The sequence below is a fragment of the Bradyrhizobium sp. 155 genome (genome assembly GCF_023101105.1).
In the GTDB taxonomy this organism is placed as follows: Bacteria; Pseudomonadota; Alphaproteobacteria; order Rhizobiales; family Xanthobacteraceae; genus Bradyrhizobium; species Bradyrhizobium canariense_D.
Genome location: NZ_CP064704.1, coordinates 1,535,198 through 1,550,824, shown reverse-complemented (window position 1 = coordinate 1,550,824; position 15,627 = coordinate 1,535,198). Strand labels below are relative to the sequence as shown.

At 63.3% G+C, this 15,627-nt stretch carries 15 protein-coding genes; 7 read left to right on the top strand and 8 right to left on the bottom strand.

Annotation, left to right across the window (positions count from 1 at the left end; genetic code table 11):
- Positions 1 to 27 precede the first annotated feature (27 nt).
- Positions 28 to 822, bottom strand: coding sequence for a MetQ/NlpA family ABC transporter substrate-binding protein (locus tag IVA93_RS07625; protein WP_018453936.1), 795 nt, complete (start codon positions 820 to 822; stop codon positions 28 to 30).
- A gap of 390 nt (positions 823 to 1,212) precedes the next feature.
- Here IVA93_RS07625 and IVA93_RS07620 point away from each other — a divergent pair, with 390 nt between their 5' ends.
- A complete protein-coding gene (locus tag IVA93_RS07620; RefSeq protein WP_018453935.1) occupies positions 1,213 to 3,000 on the top strand; it encodes a peptide ABC transporter substrate-binding protein in 1,788 nt (595 codons plus the stop codon).
- A 47-nt stretch (positions 3,001 to 3,047) separates the two neighbouring features.
- On the opposite strand, the gene IVA93_RS07615 is transcribed toward IVA93_RS07620, so the two are convergent.
- The 4 genes from IVA93_RS07615 to IVA93_RS07600 form a co-directional block, all read right to left on the bottom strand.
- Positions 3,048 to 3,233, bottom strand: a complete 186-nt coding sequence (locus IVA93_RS07615; protein WP_018453934.1) for a hypothetical protein — start codon at positions 3,231 to 3,233, stop codon at positions 3,048 to 3,050.
- 121 nt (positions 3,234 to 3,354) lie between these two features.
- Positions 3,355 to 3,585, bottom strand: coding sequence for a hypothetical protein (locus IVA93_RS07610; RefSeq protein WP_157642902.1), 231 nt, complete (start codon positions 3,583 to 3,585; stop codon positions 3,355 to 3,357).
- The gene (locus IVA93_RS07605; RefSeq protein WP_143273038.1) at positions 3,567 to 3,749 is read right to left on the bottom strand and encodes a hypothetical protein; all 183 of its coding nucleotides are present in this window, start codon (positions 3,747 to 3,749) and stop codon (positions 3,567 to 3,569) included. Before IVA93_RS07605 ends, IVA93_RS07610 begins: the two co-directional genes overlap by 19 nt.
- A gap of 120 nt (positions 3,750 to 3,869) precedes the next feature.
- Positions 3,870 to 4,064, bottom strand: coding sequence for a hypothetical protein (locus tag IVA93_RS07600; RefSeq protein ID WP_007614011.1), 195 nt, complete (start codon positions 4,062 to 4,064; stop codon positions 3,870 to 3,872).
- 86 nt (positions 4,065 to 4,150) lie between these two features.
- Between IVA93_RS07600 and IVA93_RS07595 the strand changes: the two genes are divergently transcribed.
- A complete protein-coding gene (locus IVA93_RS07595; RefSeq protein ID WP_018453931.1) occupies positions 4,151 to 4,666 on the top strand; it encodes a YciE/YciF ferroxidase family protein in 516 nt (171 codons plus the stop codon).
- Positions 4,667 to 4,757: 91 nt separating this feature from the next.
- On the opposite strand, the gene IVA93_RS07590 is transcribed toward IVA93_RS07595, so the two are convergent.
- Positions 4,758 to 5,615, bottom strand: a complete 858-nt coding sequence (locus IVA93_RS07590; RefSeq protein WP_018453930.1) for an SDR family oxidoreductase — start codon at positions 5,613 to 5,615, stop codon at positions 4,758 to 4,760.
- A gap of 63 nt (positions 5,616 to 5,678) precedes the next feature.
- Positions 5,679 to 7,490, bottom strand: a complete 1,812-nt coding sequence (treZ, locus tag IVA93_RS07585) for a malto-oligosyltrehalose trehalohydrolase (RefSeq protein WP_247337722.1) — start codon at positions 7,488 to 7,490, stop codon at positions 5,679 to 5,681.
- Between the two features lie 114 nt (positions 7,491 to 7,604).
- On the opposite strand from treZ, the gene IVA93_RS41125 reads away from it, so the two are divergent.
- From IVA93_RS41125 to IVA93_RS07565, 4 genes are all read left to right on the top strand, one after another.
- The gene (locus IVA93_RS41125; protein WP_371258499.1) at positions 7,605 to 8,027 is read left to right on the top strand and encodes a DUF3606 domain-containing protein; all 423 of its coding nucleotides are present in this window, start codon (positions 7,605 to 7,607) and stop codon (positions 8,025 to 8,027) included.
- Positions 8,028 to 8,070: 43 nt separating this feature from the next.
- Positions 8,071 to 10,308, top strand: coding sequence for a glycogen debranching protein GlgX (glgX, locus tag IVA93_RS07575; RefSeq protein ID WP_018453927.1), 2,238 nt, complete (start codon positions 8,071 to 8,073; stop codon positions 10,306 to 10,308).
- A 105-nt stretch (positions 10,309 to 10,413) separates the two neighbouring features.
- On the top strand, positions 10,414 to 10,707 hold the full coding sequence (locus IVA93_RS07570) for a hypothetical protein (RefSeq protein WP_026232628.1): 294 nt from the start codon (positions 10,414 to 10,416) through the stop codon (positions 10,705 to 10,707).
- 147 nt (positions 10,708 to 10,854) lie between these two features.
- Positions 10,855 to 12,126, top strand: a complete 1,272-nt coding sequence (locus IVA93_RS07565; protein WP_018453925.1) for a DUF892 family protein — start codon at positions 10,855 to 10,857, stop codon at positions 12,124 to 12,126.
- A 3-nt stretch (positions 12,127 to 12,129) separates the two neighbouring features.
- Here the strand turns inward: IVA93_RS07565 and IVA93_RS07560 are convergent, their stop codons facing one another.
- A complete protein-coding gene (locus IVA93_RS07560; RefSeq protein ID WP_018453924.1) occupies positions 12,130 to 15,246 on the bottom strand; it encodes a DEAD/DEAH box helicase in 3,117 nt (1,038 codons plus the stop codon).
- Here IVA93_RS07560 and IVA93_RS07555 point away from each other — a divergent pair.
- Positions 15,245 to 15,475 carry a hypothetical protein gene (locus tag IVA93_RS07555; RefSeq protein ID WP_018453923.1) on the top strand — a complete coding sequence of 77 codons (231 nt, stop codon included), beginning with the start codon at positions 15,245 to 15,247 and terminating at the stop codon, positions 15,473 to 15,475. The genes IVA93_RS07560 and IVA93_RS07555 overlap by 2 nt on opposite strands.
- The last annotated feature ends 152 nt before the right edge of the window (positions 15,476 to 15,627 follow it).

Sequence of the window (15,627 nt, the reverse complement as noted above, 5' to 3'; positions counted from 1 at the left end):
GAGCTGAACTTTGGCTGGGCAGACTGCCTACCAGCTCGGCAGAACCGCGCCCTTGAACTTGGTCAGGATGAACTCCTTGACCTCCGCCGTGTGATAGCTGTCCACCAGGATCTTGACCCAGGGCTTGTCCTTGTCGACCGTGCGAACGGCGATGAGATTGACGTAGGGACCCTTCGGGTCCTCGCGCAGGATCGGATCCTTGACGGGATCGAGGCCAGCCTGGGTTGCATAATTGGTGTTGATCGCGGCGGCGTCGACGTCGTCGAGCGCGCGCGGCGCCTGCGCCGCGTCGACCTCGATGAACTTCAGCTTCTTGGGATTCTCGGTGATATCGAGCACCGTCGGCTTGAAATCCGTGCCGTCCTTCAGCTTGATCGCGCCCTGGTCGCGCAGCAGCAGCAACACGCGGCCGCCATTGGTCGGATCGTTCGGGATCGAGACCTTGCCGCCCTCGGGGATATCGGCGAAGGCCTTGTGCTTCTTGGAATAGACGCCGATCGGGAAATTCACGGTCAGGCCGACGGCTTCGATCTTGTAGCCACGGTCCGCCTTCTGATTGTCCAAATATGGTTGGTTCTGGAACGAATTGGCCTGGATCTCACCGGCATCGAGCGCTGCGTTCGGCACGACGTAGTCGGAGAATTCGATGAGCTGGATGTCGAGACCCTGCTTGGCGGCGATCGGCTTCACCGCCTCGAAGATCTGGGCGTGCGGCCCCGGCGTCACGCCGATCTTGATGGTCTCGCCTGAAGCGGCGGCCGACCAGACGGCGAGCACGGTCGCAAGGATCAGGGTGGAACAGAACGACATCTTGGTCTCCATGACTCGGCAATGATTGGAACCGTATTCGCTTCTCCGCGGCGCGAAATCAATGAAATGTAAATCCATATTGACCGATTGACGCGGACGACGCTTCTCCGTTCGACGGCATGCGGGGAACGAATGCATCTGCGCAAGCGTGAGACGCGTCACGACAAAACCCACGGATCGTTGCCCGTAGCCCGATGGAGCGATGCGCAATCCGGGGCGCCGCCAGCGCGGCTGGACTTATCCTGGTTGCGCTCGGCTCCATCCGGGCGTCAGACCTCTCCCCGCACATTCGTCATTTCGCCGCAGGGTTTTCTGACCTTGGTGGCATTGCCGCCTCGCCCATGATCAAACATGATGGGCCTTGGCCGGTGACGACTTGTCCTTGAAGTGGGGGATCATCCGATGAACGAGAACGAAATCCGCAAGTCCATCACTGAGGTGCAGCAGGGCACCCTGTCGCGACGCTCGTTCATGCAGACGATGGCTGCGATCGGGATCGCGGCGCCTGTCGCGAGCCAGATCCTGGTCTGGAACGACGTGGCGATGGCGGACGCCACCCTGCCCTACAAGCCGACCAAGGCCGCCGGCGGCGGCCCACTCAAAATCCTGCTCTGGCAGGCCCCTACACTGCTCAATCCGCATTTCGCGCTCGGGACCAAGGACCAGATCGCCTCGCGCGTCTTCTTCGAGCCCCTCGCCGGCTGGGACAAGGACGGCAACCTCGTCCCCTGCCTCGCGGCCGAGGCTCCGTCCAAGCAGAACGGCGGCCTTTCGCCGGACGGCCTGAGCGTGACCTGGAAACTGAAGCAGGGCGTGAGATGGCATGACGGCAAGCCCTTCACCGCCGACGACGTCGTGTTCACCTGGCAATACGCCTCGGATCTCGCCACGGCGGCGTACACTACGGGGTCTTACAAAGACATCACGGTCGAGAAGATCGACGACCACACCGTCAAGGTGCTGTTCAAGGCGCCGACGCCGTTCTGGGCCGATCCCTTCGTCGGCTCGGTCGGTCCGATCCTGCCGAAACATCATTTCGGCGACTATGTCGGCGCGAAGTCGCGCGAAGCGCCCGGCAATCTGAAGCCGGTCGGCACTGGTCCCTACAAATTCGTCGAGTTCAAGCCGGGTGACCTGATCCGGGCCGAACGCAATCCCGACTATCACGTCAAGAACCAGCCGCATTTCGACACGCTCGAGATCAAGGGCGGTGGCGATGCGGTGTCCGCGGCTCGCGCCGTGCTGCAGACCGGCGAATACGACTATGCCTGGAACATGCAGGTGGAGGAGGAGGTCCTCAAACGCATGGAGGCCAGCGGCAAGGGCAAGCTCGACGTCACGCCATCAGGCAACGTCGAATTCATCATCCTCAACACGACGGACCCCTGGACCGAGGTGGACGGCGAGCGCTCAAGCCCCAAGACCAAGCACCCGACGCTGTCCGATCCCGCCGTTCGCCGCGCGATCAATCTGCTGATCGACCGCGAGTCGATTCAGAAATTCATTTACGGGCGCGGCGGCGTCGCCACCGCGAGCTTCGTCAACGCGCCCAAACAGTTCAAGTCGCCGAAGCTGAAATACGAGTTCGACGTCGACAAGGCGAACAAGATCCTCGACGAGGCCGGCTGGGCCAAGGCCGCGGACGGCATCCGCGAGAAAGACGGCAAGAAGCTCAAATTCGTCTTCCAGACCTCGACCAATGCGCCGCGTCAGAAGACGCAGGCCATCATCAAGCAGGCCTGCCAGAAGGCCGGGATCGAGATCGAAATCAAGGCGGTCACGGCATCGGTGTTCTTCTCGTCCGACGTCGGCAACCCCGACACCTACTCTAAGTTCTATGCCGACATGGAGATGTACAACACCACGCAGCCGCAGCCCGACCCGGAGCGCTTCCTGAACCAGTGCGTCTCCTGGGAGATCTCCAACAAGGAAAACAAATGGCTCGGCCGCAACGTCTCGCGCTGGTCCGATCCCGAGGCCGACAAGGCCTACAAGTCTGCGCAGAACGAGCTTGATCCGGTCAGGCGGGCCGCGCTGCTGATCAAGGTCGACGAAACCTTTTGCGAGGCCAACGTGTTCCTGCCGCTTCTATCCCGCAACATCGTCAACGCAGGGGTCAACAACCTCATGGTCGACATGTCGGGATGGGACGTCACGACCTGGAATCTGGCGAGTTGGTATCGCAGCTGACGCCGGAGAGGCTGAACGCGCAAACTCCGCCTCGGCAGACCACCAGCTCAATCCCTGCCGGCGAATTGACGGTCGAGGTTTGACGCCGCGTCGGCGCTTCTGAGCCGTTTCATCAGCTCATCCCGCTCCTTGCCGTCGGGCAACGCCTCGGCCTTTTCACGGATGGTCCTGGTGAACTCCGCAAGCCGTTCTTGCAGAGTGGTGGTTTGCTGAACGCGACGCCGCCTGAGCACGATCGGGTCTCCATCTCATGGCACCATGCGGTGCCTTTCCGGATTGCCGATGATAAGTGCGAGCGCAGCCATGTCTGTATCAAATGATATAGTTCACGCCATTGGTGCCGACACCCTTTGTTCACATGTGAACAGTGGGAGCCACCTTCACCTGCCGCTCCGGAACGAAAATGGCGGCTGTTACATTGACGCGGCGAGACAGCACGGACGCGCCATGGGCAAGATATTGATCAGCACCGCCGTCGTAAGCCTGGCGCTCATCATTGCCTTCGCGGTCTATGTCATCACTCTCTGAATTGCCAAGTAGAAGCGAATGATGGTGCGGCTCGGAAATCAACCGCGCGCGCAGCAATCGACCAACAGGTCCCAGATCCGCTGCGCCTCGCGCGATGCGCTGCTTTCCGGCCCCTTCTCCGGGTTGGACTGCGAATAGTCCGCCACCGGACGTTCCTCGCGAGGCACGATCCATCGCTGGGAGATCGGGTCGTACCATTTTCCGATCATCATTTCAGTCACGCCGATCGACTCACCGATTTGATCCTGGGCGAGCTACGGCTCACGGGCTTCGTCAATCCCATTCACCGCGCCTCGCCCATTTTACAAATCGGCTTCTGACACAATCGTTCCTGCCGCGGCTCAGCCAGGCCGTGCCGGATGAAGCGTACGGGGATGCCGCTCGTGCAGCAGTCGCGCGAGCTCTTCCCGCTCCGCAGGACGCCCCTTCATGGCGGTCTCGAACAGCGCTTCCTGGATGTCGCGAGGCATGTCACCCCACACGTCCATGGCCGCTCGTCCGAGCAAGCCCGCAAGATGATCCGCACCATCGCTCATTCGGCTCTCCTGATCTGATCACGGGAATGGAACAGCTAGGGCTGTGCAGCGTTCCAGTTCCATCATTGTCAAAGGAGACGTCGTTTATGGGATTCTTCACCAAGGACATCAAATCGATGGAAGACCTGCTGCTGCACGGCCTGCAGGATATCTATTACGCGGAACAGCAGATCCTCAAGGCTCTGCCGAAGATGATCGAGAAGGCGACAAACAGGGACCTTGCCGCCGGCTTGAAAGCCCATCTGGAGGAGACCAACAAGCAGGTCGACAGGCTCGGCAAGGCATTCGCGAAGCTCGGCAAGGAGCCCAGCGGGACACACTGTCCCGCCATCGACGGCCTCATCAAGGAGGCCGATGAGACCGCGGGCGAAATCGAGGACAAGGCCGTGCTCGATGCCGCGATCGTGGCCAACGCACAGGCCGTCGAGCATTATGAGATGTGCCGCTACGGCACGCTGATCGCATGGGCGGAGGAACTCGGGCACGACGACATCGTGCGCTTCCTCACGACGAACCTGAACGAAGAGAAGGCCGCCAACACCAAGCTGAACACCGTGGCGCTTCGCAAGGGCGTCAATGCCAAGGCGTCCAGCGCGGCTTGATCGAGACCTGCTGGTCAAGGCGTGCTGGTGAAGACGTACTAGACGTGGCGGCCCCACCCGCGGGGCTGCCACGTTCTCGTTGCAGGTTCGGTCAGATGAACGGCTTGCCGCCGGTGACCGCCAGGGTCGCTCCCGACGTGTAGCTCGAGAGTGGATCGGCGAGCATGACATAGGCGGTCGCAAGTTCGGCCGGTTGGCCGGCCCGTTGCATCGGCACTTGCTTGCCGAAGTTCTTGACTTTGTCCTCCGGCATCGTCGACGGAATCAGCGGCGTCCAGATCGGACCCGGAGCGACCGCATTGACCCGAATGCCCTTTGCCGCCAGCATCTGCGCAAGGCCGCCGGTAAAGTTCTGAATGGCGCCCTTGGTCGTGGCATAGGCCAGCAGGGTTGGATTCGGCATGTCGGAGTTCACCGACGCGGTGTTGATGATCGCCGCTCCCGGGCGCATGTGGGGGACCGCAGCCTTGGTGAGATAGAACATGGCGTGAATGTTGGTCTCGAACGTCCGCTGCCATTCCTCGTCGCTGATCTCAGCGATCTCCTTGAACGTGTCCTGATGCGCCGCGTTGTTGACGAGGATGTCTATTGCGCCGAACGCCTCGACGGTGCGCTGGATGATCGCGCGACAATGATCGGGATTGCGGATGTCGCCGGGGATCAGGACGACCTTGCGTCCCTCGCGCTCCACCAGCGTCTTGACCTCAGCGGCATCCTCGTCCTCGTTCAAATAGGCGATGACGATGTCGGCACCTTCCCGGGCATAGGCGATCGCGACCGCGCGGCCGATGCCACTGTCGCCACCGGTGATGATTGCCTTCTTTCCGGACAGTCGCCCGGAGCCCTTGTAACTCTCTTCGCCGTGATCCGGTCGTGGATTCATCGCGCGGGTCGAACCGGGCATCGATTGCTGCTGGGACGGATAAGGCGGCTTTGGATATTCGGTCATGGAGTGGCTCCAGGGATTTACTCCGCTAACGGAAAGCTTTCGGAAGCGTTCCTCGCGGTTCCATCACGCCTCGTGGCCAAGCCGCACGATGATGTCGCTCGGCAACAGCGCTGGCGCGTCGGCGGCGCCCAATCGCCATAGGCTCTCGCCCGCGACCAGCGCCGGCATGGGCAGTTCGTGGTCGGCGAAATTGGCAACAATCTGCAAGATGTCTCCCTTCTGCGTCCGCCAACGGGCATCCAGGCCGCCCTTACGCTGGTTCTCCCCCAGCAACCTGCAATGAGCCGAAACGAAACCCCGTTTGATCAGCGGAACGATCTTCTCGCGCCGTATCTTCAGCAATCGGGCTGTGAGGCCGCGAAACCTGGCGCTGGCGGGAGAGCGGTCGATGCCGGCCCAGTCGAGCTTCGATGCCCCGAAGGTTTTTTCATCGCACGGATCCGGAATCCTGGCGCGCATGCCGGGCGTCGAGAACGCCTTGAAGTGCGCGAACTCCTTGCGCCGCCCTTCCCGCGTCAGCTCGGCAGCTTCGCCGGACCAGTCTGCGAAAAACAGGAATGGCGTCTCGGCCGCGGCTTCCTCACCCATGAACAACAGGGGAATATGCGGGTTCAAGAGAACCAGTGCCATGGCCTGGTCCAGCTTCTCCGGACCGACCAGCGCGGAAAGCCGCTCCCCGAGCGCGCGGTTGCCGATCTGGTCGTGGTTCTGGGCGAAGAAGATGGTGGCATCAGGCGGCAGATGCGCGCTCGGCTCGCCGCGCGGTTCGTCATGCAGCGGAAAGATTTCGCCCTGGTAGGCAAAGCCCTCGGTGAGCGCTCGCGCGAGATGTTCAAGCGGCCTGTCTGCGAACGCGCGATAATAGCCTTCGTCCTCGCCCGTCAACAGGACGTGGAGCGCGTTGTGAAAATCATCGCCCCATTGCGCGTCATAGAGCCGGGTTCGCCCCTGAGCACGGTCGAGCAGGCGGGCCTGATTGGCCTCGTTCTCCAGCATCAGATGCACGCGCCGGTCCGGCAGCTGACTGCGAACCGTCTCGGCAAGCTCGATCAGGAAATGGCGGTCGGAATCGTCCTTCAGGGCGTGAACGGCGTCGAGCCGCAAGCCGTCGAACCCGTAGTCGCGCAGCCACATCAACGCGTTCTCGATCAGGAACTCGCGCACGAACGCGCCGTCGTGTCCCTCGAGGTTGACGGCAGGGCCCCAGCCGGTGCTGTGGCGCGCGGTAAAGAAACTTTCCGCATAGAGGTGCAGATAGTTCAGCTGCGGTCCGAAATGGTTATAGACAACATCGAGATAGACCATGATGTCGAGGGCATGCGCCGCGCGTAACAGCCGCTTGAGGTCTTCCGGCCTGCCGTAGCGCGCATTCGGCGCATTCAGCAGCACGCCGTCATAGCCCCAATTGTGCCGGCCGGGGACATCATTGAGCGGCATCAGCTCGATTGCGGTAATGCCGAGATCGCGCAGATAGGGCAACTTCTTCTCGACGCCGGCATAGGTGCCCTCCTCACTGAAGGTGCCGACGTGCAACTCGTAGATCACGGCCTCCGCCCAAGGGCGGCCGGGATAGAGCACCGAGTCTCGGAACGCCGCAGTGTCCACCACCTCGCTCGGGGCCCCGACGTCGTCCGGCTGGAAGAACGAGGCGGGATCGGGAACGACCAGGTCTTCGTTGATCCTGAACTGATAGCGCGTGCCGACATGCGCGGCGGGACTCAACGCCTGGTACCAGCCATCGTGGTCGCGCATCATCCGGAGTGGCGGCCGGCCGGCTTCGAGCAATTCGACCGATTGCGCCGTCGGCGCCCACAGATTGAAGCAGACCCCGTGGTCGAGGCATCGAGGGCCGTGGTGTCGCGCTGGCCCAGCCATTCCCAAACTGTGACTCAAACCTGGCCGCCTTTGCGTGCATGGCTGGAAGTTACGGCACGCTTCGCGAGGCTCGATTTTACGATCGCTTGAGCATGCTCAACGGGAGAAGCCGAGATGTGGGCATTCGTTCCTCAGGCCGGCGCCACACCGATGCGCCATGTGCGTTGTGTGCACTTTTGGGCCGAGGTGCGGCGACGATGGGTTGGGGAAGATCACTGTTGCAAACAGGGAACGGAATCGCCGGGGCGACGGTTGCAACTCCACACGGGAGTTTTCGTCATGCGCCGCTCGAAGCCACAGCCGATCCGCAACAAGCTCGACCTGGCCGACCGTACTCAGGTGCGCCTTGTCAGAAAGCGTCTCGGACTATCCGACGCAGAGCTGACCAGCATCGTCGAGCGGATTGGCAACTCGATTGCGGCTATCAGCAAGGAGGCGGCGCTGCAAAGGGCAACCACGCTGCCGAAGCCGGACGATGTGCCTCCTGTCGCGGTGATTACTTCTGCGACCGTCGGCGAGCAGGCGACGCGGAAGTGACGGCAACCTCACCAAATTCTTCAGGGGCTATTCGGGGGCAGCGATGGATCAAACGGTACATTCAGACGACACCCTGACGCGGGCGGCCTCGAGCCTGCGCCGCTCCCGCATCAGCGAGGGCAAGCCGTTTCCGCTCGGCGCCACCTGGGACGGGCTCGGCGTCAATTTCGCGCTGTTTTCAGCCCATGCCACCAAGGTCGAACTCTGCCTGTTCGACGACAGCGGCGAAACCGAACTGGAGCGGATCGAACTCCCCGAATATACCGACGAAGTCTGGCACGGCTATTTGCCCTCGGCCCGCCCCGGCACCGTCTACGGCTACCGCGTCCATGGCCCCTACGAACCCGACGCTGGACACCGCTTCAATCCCAACAAGCTCGTGCTCGATCCCTACGCCAAGCAGCTGGTCGGCCGGTTGCGCTGGGGACCGGAGCTGTTCGGCTACCAGCTCGACCATGCCGACAAGGATCTCTCCTACGACGAACGCGACAGCGCGCCCTTGATGCAGAAATGCCGTGTCATCGACCCGGCCTTCACCTGGGGCGCCGCGCGCAAGCCGGAAGTGCCGTGGGAGCGGACGATCGTCTACGAGATGCACGTCAAGGGGTTTACCCAGTTGCATCCGCTGGTGCCCGACGCAGACCGCGGCACGTTCTCCGGTCTCGCGCACTCGGAAGTTCCGGCCTACCTGCGCTCGCTTGGCATTACCAGTGCAGAATTGTTGCCGATCCATGCCTTCGTTGACGACAGCTATCTGGTCGAGAAAGGCTTGCGCAATTACTGGGGCTACAACTCCCTTGCCTTCTTCGCGCCGGAGCCGCGTTACCTCAGGACGCCGTTCGCGAACGAATTCAAGGCCATGGTCAACCAGTTCCACGCCCATGGCGTCGAGGTCATCCTCGACGTCGTCTACAATCACACCGCTGAAGGAAACGAGCTCGGCCCAACCCTCTCGTTCAAGGGCATCGACAACGCCAGCTATTACCGCCTGCTGCCGGACCAGCAGCGCTACTACATCAACGACACCGGTACCGGGAACACGGTGAACCTGTCGCATCCACGCGTGCTGCAACTGGTCGCGGATTCCCTGCGCTACTGGGCGACCGAGATGCGGGTCGACGGTTTCCGCTTCGATCTCGCCACCATCCTGGCGCGCGAACCTTACGGGTTCGATGAAGGCGGCGGCTTCCTCGATGCCTGCCGGCAGGACCCCGTGCTTTCCAGCGTCAAGCTGATCGCCGAGCCCTGGGACATCGGTCCGGGCGGCTATCAGGTCGGTCAGTTTCCGCCGGGATGGGCGGAGTGGAACGACAAGTTCAGGGACACCGTGCGCGCCTTCTGGAAGGGCGATGAGGGATCGATCGCGGACTTCGCCAAGCGCGTGTCCGGATCCGGCGATCTCTTCAACAAGCGCGGCCGCCGGCCATGGGCCAGCGTCAACTTCGTCACAGCCCATGACGGCTTCAATCTCAATGACCTCGTCTCGTACAACGACAAGCACAACGAAGCCAATGGTGAGGATAATCGCGACGGCCACAGCGACAATCATTCCTGGAATTGCGGCGCCGAGGGACCGACGGACGATCCGGACATCACGGCGCTGCGCGAGCGCCAGAAGCGCAATCTGCTGGCGACCATGTTGTTGTCGCACGGCACGCCTATGCTGCTTGCCGGCGACGAATTCGGACACACCCAACACGGCAACAACAACGCGTACGCCCAGGACAACGAGACCACATGGCTCGACTGGCTCCGCATCACCGCAAATGGCCGCAGCCTGCGCGAATTCACGCGCAAGCTGATCGCCACGCGCAAGGCATTTCCGATTCTTTACCGCAGCCGGTTCCTGGTCGGCTCCCACAATGAAGAGCTGGACGTGAAGGACGTGACGTGGCTCGCGCCGTCCGGGGAGGAAATGACGACGGACCAGTGGCAGGACGGTAACGCCAAATGTTTCGGCCTGCTGCTCGACGGCCGCGCCCAGGAGACCGGGATTAAGCGCCGCGGCTCGGACGCAACCATGCTGCTGATCTACAACGCCCATTACGACGTCGTGAATTTCACCTTGCCCGCAGTCGCCGAGGGACGCAGCTGGATCGGGTTGATCGACACCAATCAACCGGAGGGGCAAATGCCCGCATTCGAGTTCGGGCACGTTTATGCGATGACGGGGCGATCCCTCGTGGTGTTCGGTCTCGCCACCGAAACCATCGCCACGCGCCGCCTGCGCCAGGGCCTCGGCGCGCTGCTGGACGTCGTGGAGGCGCCGCTGCCGGGGTAGTTGGTCGTGACACGGTGAGCCGACGCTTTCGAGTTGATGACGACAGGGAACGCACGCAGGTTATCGGCGTTCGAGTAGATGGGGCATCAGTCGGAGAACACCGAGATGAAGTTCACAGGTGCCGTTATCCTCGCCGCTCTCGCGCTGCCTGGAGCAGCCTGGGCGCAGGCCAGCAAGCCTGACGTTTCGTCCGCGCCGAGCGCGCAGAATTCGGGTGCCGGCATTGCCGGGCAGCCCGGCAACAAGAACGGGCCGGCCGCAAAGCCTGGTGAGACCGTTGGATCGAGTTCGACGAGCTCCACTGGCAACACCGCCGTGCAGTCGCAGGACCCGTCGAATATTCAGGGCGCGCCAGGCAACAAGAATGGGCCGCCCGCCAAGCGTCCGGACCAACGCTAAACGAATACGCCCACAATCCTGCCGATCGACTTCGAACGACCTGCGCCCGATATCATCGGCGCAGGTCGTTTCGCGAGGAACGAACGCTAAAGCCGCCCGTTCGGAAGACATCCTCTTTCCTGTCCTCCCAATACGAGAGTCCCCACCATGTATCACCACGTCAAGAAGCTGATGTTCACCGTTCGCGTCGACGAGCCGGATCCCCGCTTCGGCAACATGCTGCTGGAGCAGTTCGGCGGCGCGAATGGCGAGCTCGCCGCCGCGATGCAGTACTCGATCCAGGGGTTGAACTGCGAGGATCCCGATCGCAAGGACCTGCTGATGGACATCGGCACCGAAGAGCTCAGCCATCTGGAAGTGGTCGGCACGCTGGCGCGGATGCATCTCAAGCCGTCGAAGTTCGACCGCCAGGCGGCCGAAGCCGATCCCCTCATCGCCATCGCCGGCGGCGGCGGCGTCAATCTCTTCAACTCCCAGGGCAATGCCTGGACCGCCGACTATCTGAAGATCACCGGCGAGCTTGACGTCGATCTGCGCAGCAACATCGCCGCGGAGGCGCGGGCCAAGATCGTCTACGAGCGGCTGATCAATTTCTGCGACGACGCCGGCAGCAAGGACGCGCTGCAGTTCCTGATGACCCGCGAGATCACGCACATGAAGGCGTTCGCGCTCGCGCTCGAGAGCATGGGCAAGCCAGCGTTCAGCATCGGCCGCATCGCGCCGACGCCCGGCCTCGTGGACCAGTTCTTCAACGATTCCACCGGCGCCGGCGACCATGGCGAGATCGACACGCGCGGCCCGTGGAACGAGGGCGGCGACTGGGTGTTCACGGAGTCGCCGGCGATCCAGGCGGGCGAACCGGGTCCGGCCTCGGCCATCGTCACCGAGAGCTCGCCGCCCGCGGACGAAGCGGGTCTCGGCGATCTGCTCATCAACGAGCTGCGCGATATCCTGCATGCCGAGAAGCAATTGACCAAGGCGCTTCCCAAGATGGCGGAGGCCGCCCGCTTCGATCAGTTGCGCGAGCTGTTCGAGCAGCACCTCGCCGAGACCGAAGCGCAGGTCGAGCGCATCAACGAATGCTTCGAAATGCTCGGTAAATCCGCCCGCGCCAAGCCCTGCAAGGGCATGATGGGCCTCGTCGAGGAAGGCCAGGAGATCATGGCCGAGGGCGAGGACAAGGAGGACGCGGCGGCCGACCTCGCCCTGATCGGCGCAGCGCAGCGCGTCGAGCATTACGAGATCGCGGGCTATACCACGGCGCGCAACCTCGCCCAGCAGCTTCGCCACAGTGCCATTGTCGCCCTGCTGTCGAAATCGCTCGCCGAGGAGGAGAACGCCGATCAGCTTCTCAACCAGGTGGCTCGCTCGCTGATGTCGGTGGCGAAAATGCCCGCGGCAGTCGAGCAGACCGAATGATCCCTAGCCGTCCAGCAGGTCGAGAAACTCCTCGACCCGGCTGAACGGATCCTGGTCGCGGCGGCCGGCGTGAACAACGCGGTCGCCGTCGCGCTGCAGCGATCGTGCCTCGGACTTTCCCCTGAATTTCCGCAGCCGCCCCGGCAGGAATGTCGCGGCGACGGCCTCGGGCCCGACATCGAGCCTGACGATGCCGCGCCGTTTGCAATCGATCCGGAGCCTGGCGGATGCGAAGAAGTCGCGGGCCTCCGGCGGCAGCCTGCCGAAACGACGCGAGATCTCCTCCTCCAGATCTTCCAGATCGTCGTCGCTTCGGCACCTGGCAGCGCGGCCATAGATCTCGAGCCGGACCGCTTCCGATTGCACGTAGCCTTCAGGCAGCATGTCGGCCAGCGGCATATTGAGATCGGGCACCCACAGATCGGCCCCGGTATCGCTGCCTCGCTCGGACGCCCGCTTCAGCAGATGACTGTAGAGCACGGGTCCGAACACCTGGACGTGGCCGGACTGCTGTTCCGAGAACAGATCGCCGGCGCCCCTGAGGTCGAGGTCGCGCTCGCTGATCGCAAAGCCGGCCCCGGGCTTGCTGAACTCCTCCAATACCGCCAGACGTTTCTCGGACTGCTCCGAGGTCGATTCCGTGAGCAGATGAGCAAAAGCGCGCGTGCCGCCGCGTCCCACCCGTCCCCTGAGCTGATGCAGCTGCGCAAGCCCGAACTTTTCGGGCCAGCACACCACGATGGTGTTCGCGCGCGGAATATCGAGACCGCTTTCCACGATATTGGTCGCCAGCAGCACATCCGCCTCGCCATCGACGAAACTCATCATGCGATCGTCGATCTCGTCCACGGGCAGTCTGCCGTGAAGACAGACGATGCGCAGCTCCGGCGCCACCGATTGCACCCGCGCCAGCATCGGCTCCAGATCCTGGATGCGTGGGCAGATCAGGAAGCTCTGACCGTGCCGCCTGCGCTCACGGAGCAGCGCTGCGGCAATGGCAGCATCGGACAGCGGCGCGATCCTGGTCACGATGGGAAGGCGATGAACCGGCGGCGAGGCGATGACGCTAAGATCCCTGAAGCCGGCAAGACCCGCCGCGAGCGTGCGCGGGATCGGCGTGGCGCTCATCCACAGCGAATGGACACCCTTGGCGAGGCCTGAAAGCTTCGCCTTCTCGGCCGCGCCGAAGTGCTGCTCTTCGTCGATGATGACGAGGCCGAGGTCGGCGAACTTCACGTCCTTTGCCGCAAGCGCCTGCGTGCCGACCACGACTTTCAGCATGCCGCGCCGCAGCCCCTCCTTGGTCTCTCGCGTCTCCGGGCCTGAACTGGCTCGTGACAGGCTTCCCACCTCGATGCCGAGAGGGCCGAACCGCTTGCGGAAGGTTTCGACATGCTGCCGCGCCAGCACGGTCGTCGGCGCCGCGATCGCCACCTGCTTGCCGGACAGCGCCACTGCGGCCGCCGCCCGCAGCGCGACCTCGGTCTTGCCGAAGCCGACGTCACCGCAGATCACCCTGTCCATGGGGTGGCCCGCCGCAAGATCGTCTAGGACGTCTTGAATCGCCTGGGCCTGGTCCACTGTCGTGAAATAGGGGAACCGGGCGACGAATTTTTCGTAAGCCGGCCCCGGCGGCACCAGTTTGGGTGCACGACGGCGGAGGCGCTGGCTGATGTGTTTGGCGAGCGCCTTGGCGGCGACCTGGATTTCCGCTTCCGCCTCGGTGCGCCGCGCCCACCAGCTGCTGCCGTCCGCCTTGTCCAGCGTCAGCTTCCCGGGCTCGCCGGCATAAGGCCAGATCACGGCAAGATCGGAGGGCGGTACGAGCACGGCATTGTCGCCCGCGAATTTGAGCCTGATCATCTCGCGTCGCGATCCCTTGCCCATATCCAGGGTCTGCAAGCCATCGAGCACGGCGAGCCCGCGTTGCAGATGGACGATAGCGGCGCCCTTTTCCGGCACGTCGGGATGATCGAAAGCCGGATTCCAGGCGCGCGCCATCGGCTGCGGATGATGGGCTCGGCTGCCGAGCACGTCGGACGCGGTCACGACGACGAGCGGCTTGCGGCCGGCGCCAATGAACCCCGCGTCGAAATCGGCCAGCAGCGCGCCTTCGCGGCTCCGTGCCTTCGTCACCTCGCTCCAATCGGCCAGGCGCTCCGCCTTGATGCCGCTCATTCGCTCCATCGCGCGAAGGTCGTCCTCGACGGCCGCGACGAACAGCAGCCGCGATCCGCCGCGCTGCATGTCGGCGACGAAGGCGCGAAGCGCCTTGCGAGGCGAGGCCAGCTTCGAGAACTCCGGCGTCGAGATGAAGGCCGCCTTGCGCGGCAGCACGCTGATGCGCTTCTTCAGCTGCTTCCAGTCCGCCTGCCCCAGATATTCGCGTTCCGCATCCCTGCGGCCGGCAGCGTCCTCGATCGTGCCCAGCCAGCTCTCGGCGTGAGCCGATACCCCGGCATCCGCGATCCATCGCGCGCGGCTGCAATAATCAGGCAGTGTCGCCCGCTGTCCGCGCGTAGCTCCCAGAGCGATCCGCTCGGACATGGGATCTATGATCAATTCCGGGGTCTCGTAGACGACCTCGTGCTCGATAGGATCAACCGCGACGATCTTGCGGATCGTGTCGCCGGAATGCTCGATCCGGAAGGGAGCGAGTGCGCCGGCGGGAAACACTTCGAACGTCTTGCCATGGAACAGGACACCGCCCGGATACTCCGCCTCTTCGTCGAGATCGTAGCCGAGAGCTTCCAGCCGCGTCTCCAGCTCGGTCTCGGAATAGGGCGCGCCCACCTTCAGCGTGAGGCTCGACCGCGACCAGCTCGCCGGCAGCGGCAGCCGTTCCATGATGGCTTCCGCGGTGGACACCAGGAAGACGGGCTTCTTTGTCTTGGCGAGACGCCGCAGCACCGAGCTGCGCCGGCCCGCGATCTCGCGGGAGGGCTCGAGGCCGTCGAAGGGCAGCGTGTTCAGGCGCGGAAACACCAGCACGTCGACCGAGGGATCGAGGGCGTGGATCACGCCGCCCAGCCGCTCCGCCCTACTCTCGTCGTCGCAGAGGAAGACGAGGCCGTCGCGGCCGGACTTCTCCCACTGCTCGAGCAGATGCAGCGCCAGCATGCCGAGCGGCGATGAGGAGGCGACCGCGGAACGCGAGGCGCTCTTGTCCGGGCGCTTGCTTGTCGAGCTGGTACTTTTCGACCTCTTGCTTTTCGAACTCGTGCTCTTCGCGCTCTTGCTTATCGAGCCTACGCTTGTCGAGCTCTTGCTTTTTGTCTTTATCGCGCCGGTCGTGGCCCGGGCTTTGCTGGTGGGCGCCAATGTGTATCCAACTTTGTTTCGCAAATAGAGGCGAGCGACGACGAGCCCTCCCGTCGAGCTCCGTCGATAACGCGCCTCGGGCTTGAGCGCCCACTGACGTCATTACAATTTTGCAATTGCGTTGAAAAGCAGAGACAGGGGGCAAAGGCAAGCGGCCTGAACGGGCAGAAGGCTAACGGG